The organism is Asaia bogorensis NBRC 16594, from assembly GCF_001547995.1.
Lineage (GTDB): Bacteria > Pseudomonadota > Alphaproteobacteria > Acetobacterales > Acetobacteraceae > Asaia > Asaia bogorensis.
Window position 1 is genome coordinate 1,466,934 of sequence record NZ_AP014690.1, and the last position, 16,709, is coordinate 1,483,642.

Sequence of the window (16,709 nt, forward strand, 5' to 3'; positions counted from 1 at the left end):
TTTCCTTTATGTTCCGTGTGGTGCACTCGCGGAGTCGTGAAGTTTCGCGTATAGTGAGGGTGTTTATGCAGAAATGAGGGAGAACACCCACCCATGATGGTGACGGGACTGGCTGCCGTTATTCTGGCGCTGGCGCTTTTGATGGTTCTCATCAGCGCTGTGCAGCCTCTAGCCCGACGCTGGGAAGTGTCGGAGACGGTCCTGCTTGCCTTGGCGGGTATTGGTATAGGTGCCGCGGCAGATCTGTTGTTGCGCTCATCCTTGACCGAAATCTTCGATGGTGCGGCGGAGACGCTGCTCTATTTCCCGGTCAATAGTGAGGCGTTCCTTCTTATCTTTCTGCCGATCCTCGTGTTTCAGGGGGCGCTTGCGATCGACGTGCGACGTCTGGCGCATGAGACAGCGACCGTCCTGCTTCTGGCCGTCGTGGCAGTTCTGGTTTCGACCCTGACCATCGGCATGGCGCTTTATCCCTTTGCTGGCCAGACAATGGTGGTGTGTCTGTTGCTAGGGTCGATCGTCGCGACGACCGACCCATCGGCTGTCGCCGGTATTTTCCGCGAGATCGGAGCGGCTTCGCGCCTCACCAGACTGGTTGAGGGCGAGGCCCTGCTCAATGATGCCGCGGCGATCGCCATTTTCTCGATCCTGCTTGCCTCGGTGACGTCGCACCGACATATCGAGCTTGGCGAGACGGTTATCGATTTCTTTGCGTCGTTCGGCGGCGCCATGATTGTCGGTGTCGCTGTTGGCCGCCTGACCCTGCTGATGATTGCGGGTCTCGGTGGATCGGCGGCGGCCGAGATCACGCTGACACTGGCGTTGCCTTATATCGTCTATATCCTCTGCGATGAGTTCCTTGGCTTTTCTGGCGTTGTGGCCACTGCAGCCTCCGGCCTGACAATGTCGGTTTACGGGCCTTCGACTTTCAGACCTCAGGTCTGGCGCTTCCTGAATGAATTATGGGTCCAGCTTGTGTTCTGGGCGGGCTCTCTGGTGTTCGTTCTGGCCTCAATGCTGGTGCCGCGCCTGCTGATCGGCATGACGCGATGGGATTGTGTACTGATCCTTATCGCGACGGTTGCCGGGTTGCTGGCGCGTGGGGCCGTGGTGTTCGGCCTGCTGCCCATCCTTGCAGCCTTCAAGCTTTCGCCTCCTGTGCCTGCTCCCTTCAAGACCACGATGGTCTGGGGCGGGTTGCGTGGTGCCATCACGCTGGCCCTTGCGCTGGCGGTGACTGAAAACCAGCGTGTATCTACCTCGACAGCTCATTTCATTGGCATCATTGCGACAGGGTTCGTGCTGATCACCCTTCTGGTGAACGGCACGACGCTGCGCTACCTCGTGATGTTCCTTAAGCTTGATCAGTTGCCTGCAATCGATCAGGCGATGCGCCATCAGGTGCTCAGTAGCGGCCTGGCACAGGTTGCCGAACGCACGCACAGCCTTGCTGACGAACTGGGTTTTGGGGCAGGGACCCAGAAAACCATTATTGGTCAGATCGAACGACGCGCCCAGGAAGAGAGCGAGGCCAATACCTTCGATACCGCTCTCGGTGATCGTCAGCGCGTGACGCTGGCACTGATCACCATCGCCAATCGCGAGCGTTCGCTTCTGCTTGACCTGTTCCGTATACGGGGCCTTTCGAGGCGGGTCATGGAGACGCTTCTGCGTTCTTCCGAGGCAATGGTCGATGGAGCCCGCCTGGAAGGCCGGTATGGTTATGTGAGAGCCCTGCGACGGCGGTTGCGCCCTACCATGCGATTTCGTATGGCGCAGATGTTGCACCGGCGCTTTCACATTGATCAGCCGCTTATGCACTGCATGTCAGAGCGCTTCGAGATGCTGGTTATCGCGCATCTTGTCTCGCTGTCACTCATGCGCTTCATGCATCAGCGCCTTGAACCGACACTTGGTAACCGCATTGGCGAAATCGTTTCCGAGGTTCTCGGACGTCAGCGCCGTATGCTCGACGATGCGCTGGAAATGATGCGCCTGCATTATCAGGGTTATTCAGAGGCGCTGGAAAGCCGCATTCTTCATCAGATCGCCTTGCGCCTCGAGGAAGAGGAGTATGACGAGCTCCTTTCTGACAACCTCGTCAGCGAGGAGTTGCACCGTGAACTACTCAAGGACGTCGAAAAGCGCCAGGAGCGCCTCGAGAAGCCACTGCGTTTTAATCTCAAGAGCGGTATCGAGCAGAGATTGCGGTCGTTTCCGGCGTTTCGAGGCGTACCGGACGGCGTTCTTCATGATCTTGCGATGAATATCTCGCTGCGTTTCGCTTCGCCTGGTGAGGTCCTGCTCAAGCGCAACGGCAAGATCAGAATGGTCTATGCTGTCGTAGCGGGACTGGCGGAAGTTCATATTGCCGAACAGGATGTGCAGTTTGGGGCAGGGGACCTGATTGGGGCTGCGCCATTGATCAACGAGACGTTCTCGAGGGGTACGGTGCGTACTCTGCAGTTCTGTCATCTGCTCGCCATACCGGCATCGTTGTTCCGTCGTCTGGTCGAGGATTATCCGATCGTGCGTCGGACAATTGACGAGCGTGCAGAAGCGCGGCTTGCAGACGGACATCGCCTGTCGCTCGTGCTCGGTGGGGACAAGGAACCGTTCATCCCGGCGAGAGAACTTATCAAGGCGGAGAGGGATACCTCCAAGAGCTCCTGACCGGACTTCGCCTTTGTGCCGGGAACGACCCCGGCGCGAAGGTGGTCCATGCAGAATGTTAATGCCGCGTTCAGTGGTCGCCAGCGTAGCGACTGAGATTTTGCAGGTCCAATTAGCGGCCATATAAGGTTGTGATCTGTGCGCGTCGGAGCCGCCCTTCTTGCGAATATATAAGAGTTCGATAAGATATATTATGCCAACTGGTATATCAACTTATAGGCTGGAGGCCTGAGGTTGCAGCGCCGCGCGCGTGGATTTTATCCCTAAATCGTCGGCGCGACAGCCCGTCGCGCCGGCGTTCCATCCGCCGACGCGCTGCTTGAGTGTTCTCATGCCAAGGCATAGCTGCCCAGCTCAGCGCCGGTCTGGCTATCAACTTCCTTGAGGATCACGCCATAGCCCCAGAGCTGGCCCAGATGTTCCAGCGTCAGCCTTGCATCCGTAGGTTGCAACAGCTTCCCCGGTCGCGTGCGGTGCTCAAGCCGCAGGATACGATCTCCGGTGAGATCGGCCCCTACGATCTCGATCTCCTCAGCAAGCAGACCGGGATCGTAGGATGCGGCCACGGAGCGACGTATGTCTCGATATCCGCCGTCATCATGAATTGCGTCGACCAGCAGATAAGGCTGGCTCAGATCATCCTCCAGTCTGAACAAGCGGAAGTCACGGATAACCTTGGGTGAGAGGAATTGCTGCACAAAGCTTTCGTCCCGATATTCTGCCCAGGCGTGATGAAGCGTGCCCACAGGGTCCTTGTTTCCTGCATGATCGGGAAACCAGCGTCGATCCTCCTCCGTCGGGTCAGTACAGACGCGTGCGATATCGCTCATCATGGCAAAGCCAAGGGCGTAAGGGTTGAAGTTCGGCCCTCCCCCCTCATCGAAGCCACGCTGGGTGATCACATTGCTTGTTGAATGGATGACCTCCAATATAGCCGCGTCATCGATCAGTTTCTTGTCATGCAGGCGATGCATGATGAAATTGTGCACCCAGGTTGCGCACCCCTCATTCATAAGCTTCGCCTGAGGTTGCGGATAGAAATATTGGGCGATCAGGCGCACAATGCGGATAATCTCGCGCTCCCAGTTTGCCAGTCGCGGCGCGTGTTTTTCGAGAAAATAGAGGATGTTTTCTTCCGGCAGACCAAGGCTTGCCATCTGATCGTCTGTGGCACCGCTCCCCGTGTTCTGACCCTGTATCTCTGGCAGCGTGCGCCACAGATCGTTGAACTGCTCATCCTCATAGGCGCGCCTTTCACGCGCGCGTTCCTGCTCCTGTCGCAAATCAAGGCGCTTGCTGCCTGTATGACGGTCAACCCCTTGCCCCTGCAGGGCATGGGCCGCATCCAGAATGCGTTCGACAGCCTTGATGCCGTATTTCTCCTCACAGCGCGCTACATAGCCACGTGCGAACTCGAGATAGTCCAGGATCTGGGTTGAGTCGGTCCACTCGCGGAAAAGCCGGTTGTTTTTGAAGAAATGGTTATGCCCGAATGCCGCATGGGCGATAACGAGCGCCTGCATGGTAGCCGTATTTTCTTCCATCAGATAGCTGATGCATGGGCTCGAATTGATGACGACCTCGTAGGCGAGACCCATAAGGCCGCGCTTGTAGGCGTTCTCATGCGATACGAAGCGTTTACCCGCCGACCAGTGCGGGTAGCTGATCGGCATACCGTGCGAGGTATAGACATCAAGCATCTGCTCTGAGGTGATGATCTCGATACGATTGGGATACGTGTCGAGCCGTAATTCCTCGCTCGCAATACGGTCGATTTCGCCGTAGCAATCCCTGAGCGTCGAAAATGTCCAGTCGGTGCCGGTATAGAGCATAATCACTCCCCTGCCCGTTCGGCCGCACGACGGGCGAACAGATCTCTGAAAACCGGAAAGATATCGCGCCTGTCCTGAACCTGACGCATGGCGAGTTGCGGCGTGTTGCCAGCGAAATTCTTGTAGCCACGCCACAAATCGGTTTCGCTCCGCAGTAACGCACCGCCCATACTGACTTCGACATAAGCAAAATACTGCACGACAGGGAGTATTGCCTCGGTCATCAAGCGGTTGACCTTGTTCATGTCCGATGAAATATTATCGCCGTCCGAAACCTGGGCGACATAGACATTCCATTTGTCAGTCGGGTATCGCTCAGTCTGGATCTGATGCATCAATTCCAGCGCGGTGGAGACAACCGTGCCGCCTGTCCGAGGATCGGTAAAGAACACGTCCTCATCGACTTCTTCGGCGGTTTCGGCATGGCGAACGAAGACGATCTCAAGCTTCTCGTATCGCTTTTCGAGAAAGACATGCAGCAGGAGGAAGAACTGCTTGCCCAGCTCCTTCATCTTCTCGGTCATAGAGCCGGAGACATCCATGATGCAGAATATCACGGCCTGTGTGGTGGGTTTCGGAACAGGGGTAAAACGCCGGTAGCGCAGATCGACCGGATCGACCCAGGGAATACGTGCGAGACGTTGGCGCAAAAGGTCACGCTCGTCACGCAGGCCTTGCAACCGCACGAACTGATCATCGGAAAGAGGACGCGCCTCCTCCAGCGCGGCGATTTCGGCTTCGAGATCGAGTAATTCCTGAAGTTTGGGACGTTTGAGGCCGATGCGTCGCCCCATTGATCGGCGCATGGTGCGACCGAGATCGATCTGTGAGGGTGAGCCGTCGCTCGTCAGGCCAGACCGGCTGGTTGCTAGCGTTGTTGTCGAGGCAATCTCGCGCTTGACGAGATCGGGAAGTTCCAGATCGTCGAAAAACAGATCGAGAAACTCCTCGCGTGAGAGAACGAAGCGGTAGGAATCCTCGCCTCCACCCTGACCGCCCGCACCACTTCCCTCACCCGCACCCTCGCCTTCACCACCCGGCGGCCGGCGCAGCCTGTCTCCCTTTACGAACTCCTTGTTGCCTGAGAGCACGATATGGCGGGCACCGGCGCTGAAATGCCGATGAAAGCTCGGCTCGTGAAGGACATCGGCCGGGATCGATACAGCACTATCCTGGCCTATTTCTCGTATGCGGCCCTGTGCCGCGGCATCGCGCACGGCGCTCTGTATCGCCTGGCGCGCCCTTGTCAGGACGCGCTGGCGGTTCTCGGTGTTCTTGCCGTGCGGGTTCGGGCGCCTGTCTATGATTTCCATGAAACGCTCCGTGAAAGAGAGATCAGGCGGATTGCTTGACGCGCATGTACCACTCGACCAGTCGCCGCACCTGACGTTCGGTATAGCCGCGTGCGACCATGCGGCTGACAAACTCGTCATGTTTGCGCTCGCTCGTGCTGTCCTTCTTCGAGCCGAAGCTGATGACCGGCAGCAGATCCTCGACCTGACTGAACATGCGTTTTTCGATCACATCACGAATTTTCTCGTAGCTAGTCCAGGACGGATTGCGGCCGCCATTGCTCGCCCTCGAGCGCAGGGAGAACTTGACCACCTCATTGCGGAAATCCTTCGGGTTCGCGATGCCGGCTGCCTTTTCAGTCTTGCTGAGTTCCGCGTTAAGCAGATCGCGGTTCATCAACTGGCCTGTGTCAGGGTCCTTGAAGTCCTGATCCTCGATCCAGGCATCCGCGTAATCGAGATAACGGTCAAAAAGGTTCTGGCCGTAATCATTGTAGCTCTCCAGATAGGCTTTCTGGATTTCATTGCCGAGGAATTCGGCATAACGCCGTGACAGATCGGATTTGAGCGAGGCCAGATAGGCCGCCTCGACCTCGGCCGGGAATTGCTCGCGTCGCACGGCCTGTTCGAGCACATACATCAGATGCACCGGATCAGCCGAAATCTCGGAGGGGTCATGGTTGAACGTGGCGGACAGGACCTTGTAGGCGAAACGCGTGGAGATGCCCTCCATGCCTTCATCCACACCGGCACTATCCTTGTATTCCTGCATGGCGCGGGCCTTGGGGTCGGTCTCGCGAATGTTCTCACCATCATAGACGCGCATCTTTGCGAACTGCGTCGAGTTGGGGTGTGATTTCAGCCGCGAAAGCACCGCAAACTGCGCCAGCATCTCGAGGGTGTGCGGCGCGCAGGGGGCGTCGCCCAGAGCCGAAGACTGGATCAGCTTCTCGTAAATTTTCGACTCTTCGGTCACGCGCAGGCAGTAAGGCACCTTGATCACGCATACGCGGTCGAGAAAGGCCTCATTGGTGCGGTTATTGCGGAAGGACTGCCACTCCGCCTCGTTGGAATGGGCAAGTATGACGCCGGTGAAGGGTATCGAACCGATATTCTCCGTGCCGACATAATTCCCTTCCTGCGTTGCCGTGAGCAACGGGTGCAGCATCTTGATGGGGGCTTTGAACATCTCGACAAATTCGAGAATGCCCTGATTGGCGCGGTTGAGGCCGCCGGAGAAACTATAGGCGTCGGGGTCGTTCTGGCTGAAATTTTCGAGCTGGCGGATATCCACCTTGCCGACCAGGGCCGAGACATCCTGGTTGTTGTCGTCACCGGGCTCGGTCTTGGCGATAGCGATCTGGCGCAGCTTCGACGGATTGAGGCGCACCACGGTAAAACGTGAGATATCGCCGTCGAAATCCTCCAGTCGCTTCAGCGCCCAGGGGCTTGCGATGCCAGTCAGGACACGGCGGGGAATATTGTACTGCGCCTGAAGCGAGTCCGCGTAGCGCTCCGGGTCGAACAGACCAAGAGGGCTCTCGAACACAGGGCTGATCTGCTTGCCTGCCTTGAGCACATAAATGGGCTCACGTTCCATGAGGGTCTTGAGGCGTTCGCCAAGCGAAGACTTGCCGCCGCCCACCGGGCCAAGGAGGTAGAGAATTTGTTTGCGCTCTTCCAGCCCCTGCGCTGCATGACGGAAGAACCCGACAATCTGCTCGACCGCGTCCTCCATGCCATAGAAATCGGCGAAGGCCGGATAGGTGCGCACGGTGCGGTTCATGAAAATACGGCTGAGACGCGGGTCGCGCGCTGAGTCGAGCATGACCGGGGCGCCAATCGCCTTCAGCATGCGCTCGGCGGCGCTGGCATAGCAGCTGGGGTCTTCACGGCAGAGAGACAGATAGGAAGCCAGTGACATCTCTGTTTCCCGGCGTTCCTCACGGTAAGAAGAGGCCAGCGTAAAGACGTCCGAGAATGCACTCATGACTCGTATGCTCCGATGAGGCCTGCCACTAAGTCGGGGGCGAAACGGTCACACCCACCGATAGGAAATCAGGCGATAAGTCGGGAAGTCAGGCTTTGAGAGACGACAAAGGGTGCGGAAGCAATAAATGCTCCAACATGGTCAGGAACTGGCCGGAATGACCGGATTTGAGGGGAATTCTCGCTATGAAAATTAGTACCGGACTCACCCGATATGCTGACGCTATCGCGATGTAGAGCCGCGCTTCAACAAAAAAACGGTTAATCGAAGAAATATTTAAACCGTGAGAACCATGCCGTCATAGCCGGGCTCTATACCGTCGGGCAGACGCTGGCGGAGTGTCTCGTAATCGAGCGCAGGTCCCATATGGGTCAGGATTGTGCGCTCGGGTTTCAGCCGTGCACACCATTCGATAACCAGATCAACCCAGGCATGAGCCACGTGGGGCTCATACTGGAAACACCCGACAATCCAGGTTTTTACGCCTGAAAGGACCTCCAGCGATTCCTCACTGAGATATTCGACATCGGTCGAATAGGCGAAATCGCCGCAGCGCAGGCCGATCGTCGGGATACGGTAATGGCGCTGCTCGAAAAGCTGCAAATCGAGATCGCAGATTGCCAGCTTGTCGGTGGGGGTGATCAGATGCGGCTCCGGCACAGGGCGGAAGAATCCGGTACCGCTCCACGGACGGAAGGCATAGCTGTAGCGCGCCTCAAGCTCGTGCATGACCGTATCGGTAGCATAGAGCGGAAGCGGTGCATCGAGCATGCGATTGATGGCGCGGAGTTCATCCAGCCCAGCCACATGATCCGCATGTTCGTGGGTGTAGAGAACGGAATGGACCACGCCGATTTTCTGGCGCAGGAGCTGGGCGCGCAGATCGGGTCCTGAATCCACCAGCAAACGCTTGCCGCTCTCGGCCTCGATGACGATGGAGGAGCGCGTTCGCTCGTTGCGGGGATTGGAGGGGTCGCACGCGCCCCAGATCCCCTCACCCTGTGCGCCGCCAACCATGGGGACGCCGCCGGAACCACCACAACCGAGGATCGTGATTTTCATGCGGCGCGCTTGAACAAGGCGTGAAAGTTACGTGTGGTGAGTTCGGCCAGAGCGGTATTCTCCATGCCGCGTTCCATCGCCAGCCGCGCAGCAGTGTGGGCCACATAGCCCGGCGTGTTGGGCTTGCCGCGTTTTGGCACAGGCGCAAGGAACGGGCTGTCGGTCTCCACCAGCAGTCGCTCCTCAGGTATGGCGCGTGCGACCTCGCGGATGGTCTCGCATTTCGGGAAGGTCAAGAGTCCTGAAAAGCTGATATAGCCCCCCAGATCAATGGCTGTCCGGGCCAGCTCCATTCCTGAGGCAAAGCAATGGAGCAGAAAGGGAAAAGCCCCTTTCTCATGTTCGTCACGCAGAATGCCCGCAACATCATCATCGGCCTCGCGGGCATGGATCACCAGCGGCAGCCCGGTCTGGCGGGCGGCATCGATATGAACCCGGAAGCTATGGGCCTGCACGTCGCGCACCGACGGTGCGCCATGCAGATAATCCAGCCCTGACTCTCCAATGCCGATGACATGCTCCGGCGCGGCGAGATGGATGATCGTCCCGACCTCTGGCGTTGCTTCTTCACCCACATGGTCGGGATGGGTGCCGATCGCGCACCAGACCCGCAATTCTGGCGTGTCGAAACGGGTCAGGTCGATTTGCGTCTGCGCCCGTGAGAGGCGCGTGCCAATCGTCACCATGCCTGCCAGTCCATGATCACGGGCGAGTGCCAACGCGGCAGGCACGTCGTCCAGACGGTCCAGATGGCAATGGGAGTCGATCAGGCCTGTCATGGGTTGGACCGTCACGCTGCAGTCTCGGGCTCGACATAGCGGGGGAACAGGCCCTGTGGCGCGGGCAGCGTAATACCGGCATCGAGCGGTGTGGCAAGGGAGGCGAAATCGCGTGCAGTCTCAGCGACACCAAGCTGCGTCAGCAGCTTGTCCATGGTCCCCGGCATATAGGGCTGCAGCAGGATGGCAATATGGCGCATGGCCTCATGCAAAACACGCAGAACCGTGGCCATACGCACAAGATCGGTCTTCTTCAGCGCCCAGGGGGCCTGACGGTCGATATAGCTGTTGCAGGCACGGATAACTTTCCAGACCTCTTCCAGCCCGTCAGTCAGGGCAAAGCGCCCCATCTGGCCGCGCAGGAGTTCGGGCAGCAGCGATGCACTGGCCAGAAGCGCGTTGTCATCTTCGCTACGTGCGTCAAAGGCAGGCAATGTGGCGTCGCAATTCCGTGCGATCAGGCTCAGTGTGCGCTGGGCCAGATTGCCGAGATCATTGGCGAGCTCGACATTCAGGCGATTGACCAAGGAGCGCTTGCTGAGATCTGAGTCACCACCAAACGGGACTTCTCGCAGCAGGAAGAAGCGCACAGGGTCGAGGCCGTAGCTGGCCACCAGATCACGCGGGTCGATGACATTGCCGATCGACTTGCTCATTTTCTCGCCCTCGATCGTCCACCAGCCATTGGCGAAAACCGAATGTGGAAGGTCGATCTCGGCGGCCATGAGGAAGGCGGGCCAGAACACGGCGTGGAAGCGGATGATATCCTTGCCGACGATATGTGCCGAGGCCGGCCAGTATTTCATGCGCTCAGCGCTGAAATCGGGATAGCCGAGCGCCGAGAGGTAGTTGGTCAGGGCGTCGAACCAGACATACATGACATGATCGGCATCACCAGGGACCGGGATACCCCATTTGAAGCTGGTGCGGCTTATGGAGAGATCCTTCAGCCCCTGACGGACGAAACTGACGATCTCGTTGCGTCGTCCCATCGGGCCAAGAAATTCGGGGTGTTGCTCATAGAGCGCCAGCAGCCTGTCTTCGAACGCGGAGAGACGGAAGAAATAGGAAGGTTCGCGCACCCACTCGACGGGCGCACCCGTCGGGGCTGTCTTGCGGCCATCCGCATGCGTTGTCAGCTCGTCTTCAGAATAGAAGCACTCGTCGCGCAGAGCGTACCAGCCCTCATAGGCATCGAGATAGATATGACCATTTGCGGCGACTTTTTCCCACAACGCCTGAGCGGCCTGCTTGTGGCGCGGCTCGGTGGTGCGGATGAAATCGTCATAGGAAATGCCCATCGCATCCGCCATGCTGCGGAAATCGGCTGCGATGCCATCCGTAAAGCTCTGGGTATCGATACCGGCAGTCTGGGCGGCCTGTTCCACCTTCTGTCCGTGTTCGTCCGTACCGGTCAGGAAAAACACGTCCTTGCCATCCAGACGGTTGAACCGCGCAAGCACGTCGGCAGCGATGGAAGTGTAGGCGTGGCCGATATGGGGTGCGCCATTCACGTAATAGATGGGGGTGGTGACGTAGTAACGTGAGGTCATGGAGCACTCGCTATGGCGGCTGCCTGTCTGACAGCCTGATTCTTGTCCAGATTGAACCGCTCGGTCTCGCGCTGTAGCGCCTGAAGGGCAGAGAAAGCCTCGGCGGCCTGGCTGGCCTCGGCAAGCTTCCCCTGCCCCGCCAATGTTCTGGCGCGGTCTGCAAGCCCCTCTCCTAGCAAAGAACAGAGCACGGCAAAACCGTCATCGTGACGCAGGAAAGCGGCAAGACTGTCTGCATCGGGTGTTTCGCCGGTTGCCAGCAGCGCCGTGGCGAGATCGCGGGCCGCTCTGTCTGTGCCCTGATCGGCAGAGAGGATGCGGCCGGGCGCACCATGCGCCTGCGCGACAAGGGTCTGGAGTTCGGCAACGCTTCTGCCCTGCGCCCTGAGCACTGCGGCCGTCTGCTCGGTGGTTAGCGGGGCCAGCCCCAGCAGACGGCAACGGCTTCTGATGGTGGGCAACAAAGCCGAGGGTGAAGGACAGGTCAGGAAAAACACCGTATCGGTAGGCGGTTCCTCAAGCAGCTTGAGCAGCGCATTGGCCGCGTTGCGGTTGAGGGTTTCGGCGGCATCGACAATGACGACGCGCCACGAACCGTCCGCAGCCGTATGATGCAGAAAATCCTGCACGGGGCGGACGTCATCCACCACGATTTCCTGACGCATGCGCTTGCGCTTCTCATCCATGCGCCGGGTGATCAGCAAAAGATTGGGATGGGTACCTGCTGTAATCTGTCGTCCTGCACGGCTCTGCCGATCCGTACCATTCAGCAGCACTCTGGCGCAGTCGAAGGCAAAGCTCGTCTTGCCAATGCCTGAATCGCCATGAATCATCCACCCATGATGCAGGCGACCGGATTCCAGCGCCTGTCGAAACAGGGCTTTCTCCGCCTCATGCCCGATCAAGGCAGTCGCAGACGGGTTCTCAGGGCTGCTCATGAACCGCAGGGTGGCGTATCGATGTGTGAGCCGATCAAACGAGGCGCGACAATGGCCATGATCCCGGCAGCGACCTCTTCGGGTGTCTGCGAGGCATCGACCCGTTTGACCCGGTCCGGATCCTGTTGGGCAACCAGCGCAAAGCCCTCGGCAATACGGGTGTGGAAGGCTTCCTGCTCCTGCTCGTAGCGGTCCAGCCGTCCGCCCCTTGCAGCCACACGAGCCGCCCCGATTGCCGGGGGAATTTCGAGCATCAGGGTCAGATCGGGCTCGCAGGCCAGCAAGGCTCGCAAGGACTGGATGAACGCAAGCGTGGAGGTATCGCCTCTGGCGAGGCCATAGCCCTGATAGACAAGGGTTGAGTCATGGAAACGATCGCAGATCACGATCTCGCCCCGCGACAAGGCAGGAAGGATGACGCTGTCAAGATGATCGGCGCGCGCCGCCATATGCGCCAGAGCCTGCGCCCGCAGGGAAAGAGGCGCCTCGTTGAACAGGATCAGTTCGCGCAGGGCCTCGGCCCCCGGCGAGCCACCGGGCTCGCGAGTGAGGAGTACTTTATGCCCTGCGGCAAGCAGGGCCGCGTGCAAGAGGCGGGTCTGGGTGGATTTTCCCGCCCCTTCGCCGCCCTCGAAGGTGATGAACAGCCCGCTCACGCCTTAGCTATGGGGCGCGGCTTTGGGGCCATGGCCCAGTCGTGCAAGGGCCCGGCCCACCAGCCCGAGGCGCGGCACAGCATTGGCGGCGACGAGATCGAGGCGGATATCCGGCATCCCCTGATTCTGGAGCACAAGCGCACCGATCGTCTGTCCGGCCATGACAGGGGCAATGGCGGGTGACGGATATTCCACGCTGATCTTGCTGCGCTGCTGCCAGCCATGAGGCAGGGTCAGCACGATATCACGGGTGCCGACAAGCGCGACCTCGGCGGCCTCGCCCATATAGACCGGCATATGATCAACCACCTGACCATGATGGAACAGGGTGACGTTCTCAAAATTGGCGAAGGCCCACCCGAGAAGGCGTTCGCCCTCATGAGCACGCTCATTCATGGAAGACGTGCCGTTGATCGTCATGATGATGCGACGGCCATCACGCTTGGAGCTGGCGCACAGACCATAGCCGCCAGCATCGGTGTGGCCGGTCTTGAGACCGTCTGCCAGCCCCTTGTCCACCAGGACGTTACGATTGCCCTGCTTGATATTGTTGTACGTGAATTCCGTGGCCGAGAAGAGATGGTAATATTCGGGGTAGTCACGGATCAGGTGCATCGCGACGCGGCTGACATCACGTGCGCTCATATACTGCGACTCATCCGGCAGGCCGGTGCAGTTCATGAAGTGAGTGTTGGTCATGCCAAGCTTGGCGGCCGTCTGATTCATCAGATTGACGAACTGCTCTTCCGACCCGGCAATGCCCTCAGCCAGTACGATACAGGCATCATTGCCGGACTGAATGACCATGCCTTCAATCAGATCCGAAACGGTCACGCTCTGCCCCAGAGGCACGAACATCTTCGAGCCCTGTGTGCGCCATGCCTTTTCACTGACCGGCAGAGACTGGGTCAGGCTCAGATGGCCCGCCCGGATCATGCCGAACGTGATATAGGCGGTCATCATCTTGGTGAGAGAGGATGGCGGCATGTGCTCGTCCGCTGCTTTTTCCAGCAGGGTTGCGCCCGTATCGAAATCGATGATGCAGGCCCAGCGCGCTACGGTATCGAGCGGGCCGATCGGCGTGGATGCCGGTGTGGCCGTGCTGGCTGTGGCAGCAGTCGGGGTGGCTGCCGCCGCAGCGCTGGACGCTACCTTGCCACGTCGCGGGCGCGCGAAAGCAAACTGACTTGAAACGGCTAACCCAGCCGCACCCGAGAGCAGAAAACGTCTTGTCCGCACGTCAACACCTTACCTGGCCACAATATGCGCGCCTGTGCCACCGCATTGGCGCGCCTGGGCTAATGCCCTGTCCGCCTCGGATACAGCGGTGAAGGGGCCCAACGCAACCGTCCACGGCAATGATCCCGCCACACCCGCCGTCTGGCTGATGTCAGCGCCACATTGTGCAGCCACACGTGCAGCCGCTGCATGCCCCGAGAAACTGCCAAGAATCACACGGTAATAGGGCATCTGGGCCTGTCCCTGCATGACCGTTTGCGGCATGTCGGGCACATAAAGCGTCTGGCGTCCGGCCTCACGGTCGTTCTGTTTCATGCCAAGCGTCTGCGTTGTGCCATCATCAAGCGACTGCGCCGTGATGGCCTCGCGTGGGGCTGCGCTGATTTCGAGTTTCGGTGCATTCGGATTGGACTCGGCAATCTGGCGGCTCATGGCCTCGTCCTGAACAATCTCGACCGGCGTCGGGGTTGTATCCATGCCAAGAAGGGTCGCCACGCGCGGCGTGACGGCGAGCACCCGTGCCGCGCTTGATGGGCCACGATCATTCAGCCTGATCCTGACCATGCGGCCATTGGCAAGATTGCGCACCGTGACCACAGACGGAAGCTGAAGCGTCTGATGCGCCCCCGTCATGGCATCAGGCGACCAGATTTCGCCATCTGCCGTAACGCCCCCTTTCGGCGCAGTGGCAATTATTGCAAGACCTGTCTCGTTGAGATCGAAATGCTCGGCAGGATAAAACCAGCTGTCACTTCCCTGCCAGGCGCTGCCTACCATGTAATGGGGTGCGGCCTGTCTGGGTGTTTCATGATGATGGCACCCTGCGAGTCCGATTGTTGCGCCCAGAAGCGCCGCGCTACCCTTAAGCGACCGCATAGCCGAGCAACCCAACGCCGAGAGCATAGAAATCAGACGGGTTATAGCGCCGGATCACATCGAAATTGCGATAGACCATGAAGGCGTCCGTACCGGGACCATCTGGGCGAATGACAGCGCCCGTTACATCGCTGCGCGAGAAGGCTGAGCCATCTTCCCGGCGCACGCCAAGCGCCATCCATGAGGCGAGCGTCTGCTTGTTGCCTCGTCCGAGCTGCCCCTGCGGGATGTCCTTTGTGAGCGTCACGGCCTGTCCCCAGGGGGCGTCGGGTTCCCAGCCACTGCCATGCAGATAATTGGCAACAGAGGCGAATACATCCTGCTCGCTGGTCCAGATATTGCGTCTGCCATCATGGTCGGCATCAACGGCGTAGTGCAGATAGGCGCTGGGCATGAATTGCGGCTGCCCCATTGCCCCTGCGTAAGAGCCGAGCATCGCTTCTGGCTGAATGTCGCCATGATCGAGAATCTGAAGCGCCTTGAACAGCTCGCCACGGAAGAAGCTGGCGCGCCTGCCGTCATAAGCGAGAGTCGCGAGTGCATCGATAACCGAGAATGTGCCGATCTTGCGACCGAAACCTGATTCCAGCCCCCAGATGCCGACGATGACCCGTGGATCGACCCCGTACATCTTGCCTGTGGCTTCAAGCATCTGCGCGCGCTGCTGATAAGCGGCCTGCCCCTGGCTGATGCGTGTCGTGCTGATCACACGTTCGCGATACTGAGCCCAGGTCAGGGTAAATTCCGGTTGATGCCGGTCAAGCTTGATGACGCGCGCATTGGGTTCGCGTGTCAGGGCAAAGGCACGCGACAGAGTCGAAGCGGCGATTCCCTTGCTGATGGCCTCGCTGCGCAGAGTGTCGAGAAAGGCGGCATAACTACCGCCCGATGCACCGGAAGTGGCCTGCTTATGAACATGGGCACTCCCTTTGTGCCCAAGCGTTCCGGCGAGGCTGGTCCCGTACAGGCAGGGGGCGGCCGCTGTCGCGGCCAGTATAGAGCGTCGGGTAAGCACCAGTGTCATCCTTGCCTGTTTATCTGCCAGAGGGTGCCGCCCCCGGTTCAGCTCAGGGATGAAGCTTTCGACCCTCGGCAGCACCATGCATGATGAAGTGCAGGAATGGATTAATCGTCAAGGGAATGTCCGGGTTCGCAGCAATATATTCGGCGACGCTGAAATGGCCATTGGGGTCGCGGCCTTCGAGATAGCCATGCGTCATGAAGTGCTCGACCGCGTCCAGACCGCAGGCTCCGACATCGGGATATGCGGCGAGATACCAGTTGGCATCGAAGTAAAGAGCCTCGGCAGGATACCCGCAACCTGACGGTGCAGCCGGCTCGGCTACCGGGGCCGGCGACGTTACCGCAGCTTCGTCCGCCACCGGTGCAGCGGCCTTGGAGACCTGATCGAGCAGGTCGGTCGCGGTAGAGGGCGTCTTGACGCCTGCCTGGGCAGAAGCAGAGGTGTCTGTCTGATTTTTCTTACGGGCTGTGGTCGTCCGGGACCGGGCTGCTTTTGCCAAGAGAGAATCCCCCAAAATAAAATATCGCTACGCGCGTTGAACGCTTTTGATGGCGGGAGGCGTATTTCCCGCCAATGCCTTGCAACATGGTCCGGATATCAGCCTAGTATTGGCTCATCGCCGGAGTGATCGTTAATGACCGTTTCCTGTTTACCGTTTCGTAACCATTCTGGATGAATTCGCGCCGGGACAGTCAAAACTTGAGGCGGTTTTTATGACACGGTTAATGTGTGGTCCAGTGACAAACTGCATAGATATCATAGGTTTGCGAAGTATTACAAAACGATAATGACGAT

At 59.0% G+C, this 16,709-nt stretch carries 13 protein-coding genes; 1 reads left to right on the plus strand and 12 read right to left on the minus strand.

Annotated elements, in window-relative coordinates:
* Positions 1–93: 93 nt before the first annotated feature.
* Entirely contained in the window at positions 94–2,673 is a 2,580-nt protein-coding gene (locus Asbog_RS06505; RefSeq protein ID WP_023977295.1) for a cation:proton antiporter, read from the plus strand.
* A gap of 329 nt (positions 2,674–3,002) precedes the next feature.
* On the opposite strand, the gene Asbog_RS06510 is transcribed toward Asbog_RS06505, so the two are convergent.
* The 12 genes from Asbog_RS06510 to Asbog_RS14615 form a co-directional block, all read right to left on the minus strand.
* Positions 3,003–4,505 (minus strand): SpoVR family protein, encoded by a 1,503-nt coding sequence (locus Asbog_RS06510; RefSeq protein ID WP_062164509.1) that lies wholly within the window; start codon positions 4,503–4,505, stop codon positions 3,003–3,005.
* Positions 4,506–4,507: 2 nt separating this feature from the next.
* A complete protein-coding gene (locus Asbog_RS06515; protein WP_062164510.1) occupies positions 4,508–5,818 on the minus strand; it encodes a YeaH/YhbH family protein in 1,311 nt (436 codons plus the stop codon).
* Positions 5,819–5,840: 22 nt separating this feature from the next.
* Positions 5,841–7,787 (minus strand): PrkA family serine protein kinase, encoded by a 1,947-nt coding sequence (locus Asbog_RS06520; RefSeq protein ID WP_062164511.1) that lies wholly within the window; start codon positions 7,785–7,787, stop codon positions 5,841–5,843.
* Positions 7,788–8,063: 276 nt separating this feature from the next.
* On the minus strand, positions 8,064–8,849 hold the full coding sequence (locus Asbog_RS06525) for an MBL fold metallo-hydrolase (RefSeq protein WP_062164512.1): 786 nt from the start codon (positions 8,847–8,849) through the stop codon (positions 8,064–8,066).
* Positions 8,846–9,628: a TatD family hydrolase gene (locus tag Asbog_RS06530; protein ID WP_062164513.1), complete on the minus strand. Its 783-nt coding sequence runs from the start codon at positions 9,626–9,628 to the stop codon at positions 8,846–8,848. Before Asbog_RS06530 ends, Asbog_RS06525 begins: the two co-directional genes overlap by 4 nt.
* A gap of 11 nt (positions 9,629–9,639) precedes the next feature.
* Positions 9,640–11,181, minus strand: a complete 1,542-nt coding sequence (gene metG / locus Asbog_RS06535) for a methionine--tRNA ligase (protein ID WP_062164514.1) — start codon at positions 11,179–11,181, stop codon at positions 9,640–9,642.
* Positions 11,178–12,119: an AAA family ATPase gene (locus tag Asbog_RS06540; protein ID WP_062164515.1), complete on the minus strand. Its 942-nt coding sequence runs from the start codon at positions 12,117–12,119 to the stop codon at positions 11,178–11,180. Before Asbog_RS06540 ends, metG begins: the two co-directional genes overlap by 4 nt.
* A complete protein-coding gene (gene tmk / locus Asbog_RS06545) occupies positions 12,116–12,775 on the minus strand; it encodes a dTMP kinase (RefSeq protein WP_062164516.1) in 660 nt (219 codons plus the stop codon). The genes Asbog_RS06540 and tmk overlap by 4 nt, the downstream gene beginning before the upstream one ends.
* Before the next feature lie 3 nt (positions 12,776–12,778).
* Entirely contained in the window at positions 12,779–14,014 is a 1,236-nt protein-coding gene (locus tag Asbog_RS06550; RefSeq protein WP_062164517.1) for a D-alanyl-D-alanine carboxypeptidase family protein, read from the minus strand.
* 9 nt (positions 14,015–14,023) lie between these two features.
* Complete coding sequence (locus tag Asbog_RS06555) at positions 14,024–14,890, minus strand: septal ring lytic transglycosylase RlpA family protein (RefSeq protein ID WP_171840669.1); 867 nt, start codon at positions 14,888–14,890, stop codon at positions 14,024–14,026.
* On the minus strand, positions 14,877–15,914 hold the full coding sequence (locus Asbog_RS06560) for a lytic murein transglycosylase (protein WP_083510749.1): 1,038 nt from the start codon (positions 15,912–15,914) through the stop codon (positions 14,877–14,879). Before Asbog_RS06560 ends, Asbog_RS06555 begins: the two co-directional genes overlap by 14 nt.
* Positions 15,915–15,957: 43 nt before the next feature.
* The gene (locus tag Asbog_RS14615) at positions 15,958–16,413 is read right to left on the minus strand and encodes a hypothetical protein (RefSeq protein ID WP_186820077.1); all 456 of its coding nucleotides are present in this window, start codon (positions 16,411–16,413) and stop codon (positions 15,958–15,960) included.
* Positions 16,414–16,709: the final 296 nt, after the last annotated feature.

Coding starts and splice junctions, on each gene's coding strand:
- Asbog_RS06505 (WP_023977295.1), top strand. CDS start 94: ATGATGGTGACGGGACTGGCTGCCGTTATTCTGGCGCTGGCGCTTTTG.
- Asbog_RS06510 (WP_062164509.1), bottom strand. CDS start 4,505: ATGCTCTATACCGGCACCGACTGGACATTTTCGACGCTCAGGGATTGC.
- Asbog_RS06515 (WP_062164510.1), bottom strand. CDS start 5,818: ATGGAAATCATAGACAGGCGCCCGAACCCGCACGGCAAGAACACCGAG.
- Asbog_RS06520 (WP_062164511.1), bottom strand. CDS start 7,787: ATGAGTGCATTCTCGGACGTCTTTACGCTGGCCTCTTCTTACCGTGAG.
- Asbog_RS06525 (WP_062164512.1), bottom strand. CDS start 8,849: ATGAAAATCACGATCCTCGGTTGTGGTGGTTCCGGCGGCGTCCCCATG.
- Asbog_RS06530 (WP_062164513.1), bottom strand. CDS start 9,628: ATGACAGGCCTGATCGACTCCCATTGCCATCTGGACCGTCTGGACGAC.
- metG (WP_062164514.1), bottom strand. CDS start 11,181: ATGACCTCACGTTACTACGTCACCACCCCCATCTATTACGTGAATGGC.
- Asbog_RS06540 (WP_062164515.1), bottom strand. CDS start 12,119: ATGAGCAGCCCTGAGAACCCGTCTGCGACTGCCTTGATCGGGCATGAG.
- Asbog_RS06555 (WP_171840669.1), bottom strand. CDS start 14,890: ATGCGGTCGCTTAAGGGTAGCGCGGCGCTTCTGGGCGCAACAATCGGA.
- Asbog_RS06560 (WP_083510749.1), bottom strand. CDS start 15,914: ATGACACTGGTGCTTACCCGACGCTCTATACTGGCCGCGACAGCGGCC.